The organism is Kitasatospora sp. MBT63, assembly GCF_000710465.2.
GTDB lineage: Bacteria > Actinomycetota > Actinomycetes > Streptomycetales > Streptomycetaceae > Kitasatospora.
Window position 1 is genome coordinate 25,978 of record NZ_JAIZ01000461.1, and the last position, 7,723, is coordinate 33,700.

Genomic DNA, 7,723 nt, shown 5'->3' on the forward strand with positions numbered 1-7,723 from the left:
CGACGCGGATCCGTAGCGTCGAGGACGTAGTGCAGACCCCCGTCCGAACGGAGAATCCGCCATGAGCGGCCTCGTCAACGTCCTCGTCGTCCTCGCGGTGATCGCCCTGGTGGTGACCAGGCAGTTGCGTGCGCGCAAGGTCGACACCGACCGGCGCCTGTGGGTGCTCCCGGTGGTGCTGGCGGTCCTCGCGGTACGGGACCCGCAGCTGGTCGACCCGGCCCACCGGGCGGCCGCGGCCGGCCTGTTGGCCGCCTCCGTGGCGACGGTCCTGGCGATGGGTTGCGTCTGGGGCTGGACCGTCAGGCTGTGGCGCGAGGCCGACGGCTCGGTCTGGGCCAAGGGCACCAAGGCGACCGTCGCCGCCTGGGTCGGCATGATTGTGCTGCGGCTCGGCTGGTACGGGCTGGGCGTGGCCCTGCACGTGCACCAGAGCAGCAGCGCGCTGCTGCTCTCGCTGGCCGGACTGCTGCTGGTGCGCGGCCTGGTGGTGAACCGGCGGGTGCAGCGGCTCGAGCACAGGTACGACGTAGCGGCCTGACCCCCGCATCACCGTCCCGGAGGGACCCGAGGTGGACCACGAGATCTGGACCGGCTGGCCGGCGACCGACGCCCATGGCGGGGACCGGCCGACCCGGCCCCGGCAGGCGCTGGGCCTGGTGGGCCGGCTGGTCCTGCTCGCGGCGACGCTCACCAGCACCTTCGCCGACGACCGGTTCACCGGGTGGGCGGCGGTGGTCGCGGCCGGCTGGATCGTCTCGGCCGTCGTGCTGTTCGCGTTGTTCTTCCGGGCCGCCCGGGGCCGGCGGATCCGGGGCGCGCTGCTCGCAGCCGCGGCGCTGCTCGTGATCGCCGCGCTGGCGAAGGAGGGCGGCGCGGACGTCCTCGCCGGGGTGCTGTGGTGCGGGCTCGGGATCACCGCGCTGATCCGGTTGCCGCGGGCCGCCGGGCTGCCCACCGCACTGGCCGCGCTCGGCAGTTACGCGGCGCTGGGCGACGAGCCGCTGCTCGCCGGGCTGGCCACGGCGGGCGGCCTCGGGCTGCTCGGCTGGCTGCTGCGGCTGGACGCGGAGGCCCGTGGCACCCAGCGCAGGCTGCTCCAGCAGGAGCGGGCCGCCCGGGTCGCGGAGGCCGAGTCCGCGGCGCTCGCCGAACGGGCCAGGATCGCCCGGGAGATCCACGACGTCCTGGCGCACAGCCTCTCCGCGCAACTGGTCCACCTGGAGGCGGCCCGGCTGATGCTGGACGGCGGCGCCGAACGGGAGCAGGTGCGCGAACGGGTGGTCGCCGCCCGGCGGATGGCCCAGGAGGGGTTGGCCGAGACCCGGCAGGCACTGTCGGCCCTGCGCGGCGAACTGACCCCGGTCGGCGAGTTCCTGGCGGAGCTGGCCGGGCGCGAGCAGGCCGTGCTCTCGGTCGAGGGCACGCCCAGGCCGCTGGCCGCCGAGGCCGGGCTGGCCGTGCGGCGGACCGCACAGGAGGCGCTCACCAACGTCCGCAAGCACGCCCCGGGCGGGCGGGTCTGGATCCGGGTCGCGTACCTGGCCGACGTGGTGGAACTGGAGGTCCGCAACAGCCGTCCGCCGCGCGGCGCCCCGGCCGGCGCGCTGGCCGCCAGCGGCAGCGGGTACGGTCTGCTCGGGATGCGCGAGCGGGCCGAACTGCTCGGCGGAGAACTGCAGGCGGGCGAGGTGGACGGCGGATGGCGGGTGCTGCTGAGGGTGCCGGCGTGAGCGGGGAGCGGCCCATCAGGGTGCTGGTCGCGGACGACCAGACGGTGGTGCGCGAGGGAATCGTGATGCTGCTGGGACTGCTGCCCGGCATCGAGGTGGTCGGGGCGGCGGGCGACGGCGAGGAGGCCGTCCGGATGGTCGCCGAACTCGCCCCCGACGTGGTCCTGATGGACCTTCGGATGCCGCGCTGCGACGGCGTCGAGGCCACCCGCCGGATCCGGGCCGCCCATCCGGCCACCGAGGTGGTGGTCCTCACCACCTACGCCGACGACGACTCGCTCTTCCCCGCGCTGCAGGCCGGCGCCCGCGGGTACCTCACCAAGGACGCCGGGGCGGAGGAGATCGCCCGGGCCGTCGCCGACGTCCGCTCCGGCGCCGGCGCACTCTCGCCGCAGGTCCAGCGGCGGCTGCTGGACCGCCTCTCCGTGACGCCCGCGGCACCGGCGCCCGGGACGCCGTCCGGCCACCCGGTGGCTTCGCCGGTTCCCGTGCCGCAGTCGCAGTCGCAGTCGCAGCCGCCCGCCGCGCTGCCGGACGGGCTCACCGTACGGGAGGCCGAGGTGCTGGCCCTGATCGCCGACGGCCTGTCCAACGCGGAGATCGCCGGGGAGCTCTTCGTCAGCCAGGCCACGGTGAAGACGCACATCAACAACCTGTTCGCCAAGACGGCGGTACGGGACCGCGCGCAGGCGGTGGCCTACGCCTTCCGGCACGGAATCCGGCGCAGTTCGTGATCTGACGGGCCCTCACCTGATTGGGTGAACGTATCTGCAACCAGGCCCGGCGGGGCCGGGGAGCGCGGATCCTGGTGCCGTCAGCGCACGACCGGAAGCACCCCCCTCCGGGCGGCGAACCCGACGCCCGCCCCGCACGGAGCGTCCCGGCCGTGGAGTACCAGTGGCACAGCAGGAGAGGTTCGACTGGTGGGCCGCCGGGCCCGCGCGGCGCCCGGGACCCCGGAGGCGCCTCCCGGCGGCCCGGCCCGGATCCGGGCCCGGAAAGTTCGCATCCGCCCGGTCCGGCGCGGCGCCGGCCGCACCTCCGGCGCCGGCCGCACCCACGACACCGGCCACCGGACCGTCCGCCGCCCCCGCAGCACGGCCGGTGGCGCCGACCCCGGCGCCGCCGGAACCCGCGCCGTCCGCAGCGCCGTCGAAGCCCGCGTCCCCGGGATCCCCGAGACCCGTGCCGCCATCCGTCGTGGCCCCCGCGGCCCCCGCGGCCCCCGCCGCCGTCGAGGCCGGTCAGGTCTACCGCTCGGTCCAGCAGAGCCCGGCCTTCCAGCAGATCCGCCGCGGCTACCGGGGATTCGCTTTCCCCGCCACCGGGCTCTTCCTCGGCTGGTACCTGCTCTACGTCTGCGCCCAGGCCGCCGCACCCGGTCTGATGCGCCGCCAGGTGGCCGGTCCGGTGAACGTGGCCTGGGTGCTCGGCCTGCTCCAGTTCGCCTCCACCTTCCTGTTGACGTGGCTGTACGCCCGCAACGCCCGGACCGAGCGGGACCGCGCCGCCCTCGGGCTGCGCTGGGACACCCAGGACCAGCTGCGGTGAGCGGCACCCTCGCCCCGACCGCCGCCGCGCCCGAGGTGACGACCGTCGCGGCCACGGCGGACACCAGTGGGCACCACGGCCTGGCGGTGGCGCTGTTCGCGGTGGTCGTGCTGGTCACCCTGGTGATCACGCTCTGGGCCGGACGCCGCGGCCAGGCCGCCGAGGACTTCTACGCGGGCGGCCGCGGCTTCGGCCCGCTGCAGAACGGGCTGGCGCTGTGCGGCGACTACCTCTCCGCCGCCTCCTTCCTCGGCGTCACCGGTCTGATCGCGCTCTACGGCTACGACGGGGTGCTCTACAGCATCGGCTTCCTGGTCGCCTGGCTGCTGGTGCTGATGCTGGTCGCCGAACTGGTCCGGAACACCGGCCGCTACACCTTGGCCGACGTGCTGGCGGTCCGGATGCGGCGACGGCAGGTCAGGGCCGCCACCGGCGCCGCCAGTGTGGTGGTCAGCCTGCTGTACCTGATCGCCCAGATGGTGGGGGCCGGCAGTCTGGTGGCGCTGCTGCTGGGCACCGGCGCCGGGGCGGCCAAGGCCTGGACGATCGTGGGCGTCGGAACCCTGATGATCGTGTACGTCACGGTCGGCGGGATGCGCGCCACCACCTGGATCCAGATCGTCAAGGCGCTGCTGCTGCTGGCCGGTTCGGTGCTGCTGACGGTGCTGGTGCTGGCCCGCTTCCACGGTGACGTGGCGGAGCTGATGCGCTCCGCGGCGCACCGCAGCGGCGCGGGGGCGGCCTACCTCGAACCGGGACTGAAGTACGGCGGCGGGCCGACCAGCCGGATCGACTTCGTCAGTCTCGGGCTGGCGCTGGTCCTGGGCACGGCGGGGCTGCCGCACATCCTGAGCCGCTTCTACACCGTGCCCACCGCGCGAGCCGCCCGCCGGTCGACGGTCTGGGTGATCGCCCTGGTGGGCGGGTTCTACCTGATGGCGGTGGTGCTCGGACTCGGCGCGGGCGCGCTGGTCGGCGCACCGGCCATCCGGGCGGCCAACCCGGCCGGGAACACGGCCGTTCCGCTGCTCGCGCTGGACCTGGGCGGGGGCGCCGGCTCGACGGCGGGTGTGGTGCTGTTCGCCCTGATCTCGGCCATCGCGTTCGCCACCATCCTCGCCGTGGTGGCCGGGCTGACCCTGGCCTCCTCGGCCGCCTTTGCGCACGACCTGTACGCCCGGGCCTGGCGGCGGCCCGACGAGCGGGAGGTGACGGAGCGCCAGGAGCTGGTGGCGGCCCGGACGGCCGCGGTGGTGATCGGTGCCGCCGCGATCGTGCTCAGCCTGTTCGCCCAGCGGCTGAACGTGGCCTTCCTGGTCGGCCTCGCGTTCGCCGTGGCGGCCTCGGCCAATCTGCCCACCCTGCTGTTCAACCTGTTCTGGCGGCGCTTCACCAGCCGGGGCGCGGTCTGGTCGGTGTACGGCGGGCTGGTGCCGGCGGTGGTGCTGGTGGCCTTCTCGCCGGTGGTCTCCGGCGCTCCGGGTTCGGTCCTCCCGGGGGTGGACTTCCACTGGTTCCCGCTGGAGAACCCCGGGCTGGTCTCGATCCCGCTGGGCTTCCTGGCGGGTTGGGTCGGCTCGCTCACCTCGCGGGAGGAGCCGGACCCGGAGGCGTACGCGGAGCTGGAGGTCAGGTCGCTGACCGGGGCCGGCGCGGTGTAGCGGTCACGCCGGCCCCGGGCGGACGCGCGGACGCGCGGGCCTGGGAGGTCGGGAGCTCAGGAGCTCAGGAGGTCAGGATGGTGAGGATCTCCGCGGTGATCTCGTTCTCGTTGCGCTCGAACTCGGGGCCGGTGAGCCGGTCGCGGTCGGCCGGCAGACCGGTCAGGACCGGGGTGTGCAGATGCCCGCCGGGCAGGGCCGGGTCGAGTTCCAGCCGGAGCCGGTTGCTGCGGTAGGCGACCTCGTTGGAGAGGTAGCCGCCGCCTCCGCCGGCCACCGCCCGGGAGCCCGGGGTCGGGCCGTCGGCGCGGTCCACCGGCCCGCTGCCGCCCGCCGGTATCTCGGTGACCTCGGTGTTCAGCAGGACGGGGTAGGGCGTCTGGGTGGCGTGGGTCATCGCGTCGGTCGGCAGGGTGGTGGCGATGAACTCCGGGCCGGGGCCGAGGCCGGGGGCGTCCACCGGGTGGTCGTAGCTGCCGCCGGCGAGCGCGCCCTGGTTGTCCGGGTACGGGTCGGCGGAGCGGGCCCGTCCGGCCCAGGCCTCCAGGGTGAACAGTCCGGGGTAGCCCTGGCTGATGGTGGTAATCCGGTCGGCGCTGCGGGGGCCGGCCGCCATCCGCGGGCCGAACGCGCGCTCCACGATGCCCTGGTCGAAGTCGGCGTACCGGACCGGCAGGACGACGGCGCGGATCTCGGCCCGGCTGCCGTCCGCGAGGGTGACCTGGCGGCCGTTCAGCCGCAGCGCGGCGGAGCCCGAGGGGTTGGCCGTGCGGACGTCGCCGTCCAGGCCGAACGGGTCGAAGCCGCTGATGAACATCCGCCGCACGCCCGGTGCGCCGGTGAACCCGTTGGCGGTCAGGCCGCGCGAGGCGTCCTCGAAGCGGGTCCGCAGGGCCGCCCGGTCGACCGGGAAGTCCGGCTGCCAGGCGGCGAGTTGGGTGGTCATGGTGACCCTGGTCCAGTACAGCGGGCGGTCGTCGCCCTGGGCGAGGTCGCCGCCCGGGCGGCGGCCCTGGGCGCGGTCGACGGCGGACTGCCAGAGCGCCTCGCCCCACGCGTCCATCAACTGCCCGGCCTCGGCGGGATTGCGGACGCTGCACAGGGCCGCCGGGAACCGGGTGGTGAAGGTGGTCAGCCCGGCCCGGGCGGTGAGCGCGGCGGTCCTGGGGTCCTGGAGCCGGCTCTGTTCGCGGTCGGGCGCCACGGCGGTGGTGCGGCAGCCGGCCGGGGTGGCCGCAGCAGCAGCGGCGGCGGGTGGTGCGGCGAGGAGGGCGGCGGTGCCGAGCAGCGCGGCGGCCAGCGGGAGTTGGCGGGAGGGAGTCATGCCGTGTGACATTACACTTGCACCTCTCCGCTGGGCAGGGGGCGCGGTGGGAGTCCGGCCGGCGGGTCCGTGCCCGGGCCGGCCGGACTCCCGTGCGGGTGGCCCGCTGTCAGTGCGGGCTGGTGCAGGTGGTCGCCTGGAGCTCGGGCCGTCCGGCCGGGCCCCCGGTGGCGCAGACCTGGGAGAGGAACTCGGTGGTGACGGCCGGGGTGCTCACCTGAACCGAGCCGCTCTGGATCCGGGTGGCCGAGGCCACCGTCTCCCACGGGCTGCCCCAGGCGCGCTGGATCTTCACCTCGACCCGGAGGGTGGTCAGCTGGCTGCCGGCGGCGTTGATCCGGGCCGAGCCGACGATTCCGGAGCCGGTCGGCTGGTGCCAGGCGCAGGGGACGTTGGCGAGGGTGGGACAGGACGGCTCCACCGGGGCCGTGGCGCTGGATGGGCCCGCCGCGAGGGCGAGGATCCCGGCCGTTGCTGCCACCAGACTTGCGATACGGGACATCATGGCACTGTTCTCCTTTGAATCAGAGCCGGTTGGCTTTCGCTGCCGAGCATGTCATGTACGTGACTGCTCGGTCACTGTGGGTTGTCTCACGTTTGTGGAGGCGTCGGAACGTTCGGTCGGGCGTGTCGCTGGGCGTGTCGCCCGGCCTGCCCGGGCATGCCGAAGGGCGGGTGCCGGGCATCACCGCCCGCCACCCGCCCCTTCGCCCCGATCCGCCGAAGACCCGTCAGAGGGGATCGACCGCGACCACGTCCATCCGCACCGGCCGACCGGGCGCCTTGCCGCAACTCTCCGGCCTGGGCGGCTCACTGGCTCCTGCGGTCACCGCGACCCGCCAGCGGCGGCCGTCCCGGTGCGCCACCTCGACGTCCCAGCGGCCGTCGCCGTCCACCCGCTGAACCAGCGTCAGCTCCTCGGCCCCGGTCTCGCCGGTCAGCTCCCGCACCGCCTGCTCGGCCGCCTGGCCGGGCCGGTCCCAGCAGGACCGCCCGCGGGAGAACTCCGGCACCGTGAGCCCGCCCGCCGTCGCGGTCAGCACCTCCTTGGCCGCGGCCCCGCTGAGGCGTCCGTACGCGTACCCGAACGGCAGCACCAGCATGGTCGGGGAGAACCGGTGGCCGCCGAGGTGGGTGACCTCCCAGACCTCGCCCAGGCCGGCGCCCGCCAGTTCGGCGGCCAGCGGGCGGCCGAGCAGCGCGCAGCAGCGGTCGCGGCGGCCGTTGGTGCACACCAGGACGATCGGGTCGCCGCGGTGCTCGGCGCCCAGGCCGCCGTGGTCGCCGGCGCCGAGCGCGGCGAGGTCGAGGCCGAGCAGCTCGGCGGGGTCGGCGACGGTCAGCCGGCGGACCCAGGAGGCGCCCGGCCGGGTGTGCGCGACGATCACCTGGTGCCGCGGGGCGGGCGGCGCGTCGGCGTGCCGGCCCGGGCGCCGGATCAGGGCGACCCGGAC

The 7,723-nt window shown here is 75.3% G+C and carries 8 protein-coding genes; 5 read left to right on the forward strand and 3 right to left on the reverse strand.

Annotated features, from left to right (window positions below):
• Nucleotides 1-61 precede the first annotated feature (61 nt).
• The 5 genes from AA75_RS24900 (at nucleotide 62) to AA75_RS24920 (ending at nucleotide 4,945) form a co-directional block, all read left to right on the forward strand.
• Nucleotides 62-541, forward strand: coding sequence for a CcdC protein domain-containing protein (locus tag AA75_RS24900; RefSeq protein ID WP_051813260.1), 480 nt, complete (start codon nucleotides 62-64; stop codon nucleotides 539-541).
• 31 nt (nucleotides 542-572) lie between these two features.
• Nucleotides 573-1,733 (forward strand): sensor histidine kinase, encoded by a 1,161-nt coding sequence (locus AA75_RS24905; protein ID WP_033822461.1) that lies wholly within the window; start codon nucleotides 573-575, stop codon nucleotides 1,731-1,733.
• Nucleotides 1,703-2,467 (forward strand): response regulator transcription factor, encoded by a 765-nt coding sequence (locus AA75_RS24910; RefSeq protein WP_033822462.1) that lies wholly within the window; start codon nucleotides 1,703-1,705, stop codon nucleotides 2,465-2,467. Before AA75_RS24905 ends, AA75_RS24910 begins: the two co-directional genes overlap by 31 nt.
• A gap of 370 nt (nucleotides 2,468-2,837) precedes the next feature.
• Nucleotides 2,838-3,284: a DUF485 domain-containing protein gene (locus AA75_RS24915; RefSeq protein WP_082526809.1), complete on the forward strand. Its 447-nt coding sequence runs from the start codon at nucleotides 2,838-2,840 to the stop codon at nucleotides 3,282-3,284.
• 35 nt (nucleotides 3,285-3,319) lie between these two features.
• Nucleotides 3,320-4,945, forward strand: a complete 1,626-nt coding sequence (locus tag AA75_RS24920) for a cation acetate symporter (protein ID WP_051813269.1) — start codon at nucleotides 3,320-3,322, stop codon at nucleotides 4,943-4,945.
• A 64-nt stretch (nucleotides 4,946-5,009) separates the two neighbouring features.
• Here AA75_RS24920 and AA75_RS24925 read toward each other — a convergent pair whose 3' ends face one another.
• The 3 genes from AA75_RS24925 to AA75_RS24935 all read right to left on the reverse strand — a co-directional run.
• Nucleotides 5,010-6,269 carry a hypothetical protein gene (locus AA75_RS24925; protein ID WP_033822463.1) on the reverse strand — a complete coding sequence of 420 codons (1,260 nt, stop codon included), beginning with the start codon at nucleotides 6,267-6,269 and terminating at the stop codon, nucleotides 5,010-5,012.
• Between the two features lie 109 nt (nucleotides 6,270-6,378).
• Nucleotides 6,379-6,774 (reverse strand): hypothetical protein, encoded by a 396-nt coding sequence (locus AA75_RS24930; protein WP_149038355.1) that lies wholly within the window; start codon nucleotides 6,772-6,774, stop codon nucleotides 6,379-6,381.
• 226 nt (nucleotides 6,775-7,000) lie between these two features.
• Nucleotides 7,001-7,723 (reverse strand): sucrase ferredoxin (locus tag AA75_RS24935; protein WP_033822465.1); only part of this gene is annotated, 723 nt, incomplete at its 5' end.

Coding starts and splice junctions, on each gene's coding strand:
- AA75_RS24910 (WP_033822462.1), top strand. CDS start 1,703: ATGGCGGGTGCTGCTGAGGGTGCCGGCGTGAGCGGGGAGCGGCCCATC.
- AA75_RS24900 (WP_051813260.1), top strand. CDS start 62: ATGAGCGGCCTCGTCAACGTCCTCGTCGTCCTCGCGGTGATCGCCCTG.
- AA75_RS24925 (WP_033822463.1), bottom strand. CDS start 6,269: ATGACTCCCTCCCGCCAACTCCCGCTGGCCGCCGCGCTGCTCGGCACC.
- AA75_RS24930 (WP_149038355.1), bottom strand. CDS start 6,774: ATGATGTCCCGTATCGCAAGTCTGGTGGCAGCAACGGCCGGGATCCTC.